Genomic DNA, 1029 nt, shown 5'->3' on the forward strand with positions numbered 1-1029 from the left:
TTCGTGATGGCGTGCCTTTTGAAGAATGAGCCTGCGAGTTATGGTGTGTGGCGAGGTTAACCCGTGTGGGGTAGCCGTAGCGAAAGCGAGTCTGAATAGGGCGTTTTAGTCGCATGCTGTAGACCCGAAGCGGAGTGATCTAGCCATGGGCAGGGTGAAGCGCCGGTAAGACGGTGTGGAGGCCCGAACCCACCAGGGTTGAAAACCTGGGGGATGACCTGTGGTTAGGGGTGAAAGGCCAATCAAACTCCGTGATAGCTGGTTCTCCCCGAAATGCATTTAGGTGCAGCGTCACGTGTTTCTTGCCGGAGGTAGAGCTACTGGATGGCTAATGGGCCCTACAAGGTTACTGACGTCAGCCAAACTCCGAATGCCGGTAAGTGAGAGCGTGGCAGTGAGACTGCGGGGGATAAGCTTCGTAGTCGAGAGGGAAACAGCCCAGATCATCGGCTAAGGCCCCTAAGCGTGTGCTAAGTGGGAAAGGATGTGGAGTTGCCTTGACAACCAGGAGGTTGGCTTAGAAGCAGCCACCCTTGAAAGAGTGCGTAATAGCTCACTGGTCAAGTGATTCCGCGCCGACAATGTAGCGGGGCTCAAGCACACCGCCGAAGCCGTGGCATTCCAAACTTGTTTGGGATGGGTAGGGGAGCGTCCTGCATCCGGTGAAGCCGTCGAGTGATCGTGCGGTGGAGGGTGTGGGAGTGAGAATGCAGGCATGAGTAGCGAATCACACGTGAGAAACGTGTGCGCCGAATGACCAAGGGTTCCTGGGGCAGGCTAATCCGCCCAGGGTAAGTCGGGACCTAAGGCGAGGCCGACAGGCGTAGTCGATGGACAACGGGTTGATATTCCCGTACCCGCTGGTATGCGCCAACGCTGAATCCATTGATGCTAACCACCCGATCCGCCTTACGAACCTTCGGGTTTGTTTGGTTGGGGAGCGTGGGACCCTAAGTGGTAGTAGGTGAGCGATGGGGTGACGCAGGAGGGTAGCTCAGCCCGGGCGATGGTTGTCCCGGGGTAAGCCTG

Annotated in this window: 1 rRNA gene; it reads left to right on the top strand. The window is 57.2% G+C overall.

From position 1 onward, the window contains the following. Positions 1–1029 (top strand): 23S ribosomal RNA (locus AB0L06_RS43520); the annotation flags it as partial.

This window comes from Spirillospora sp. NPDC052269 (genome assembly GCF_040679435.1).
GTDB lineage: Bacteria > Actinomycetota > Actinomycetes > Streptosporangiales > Streptosporangiaceae > Spirillospora.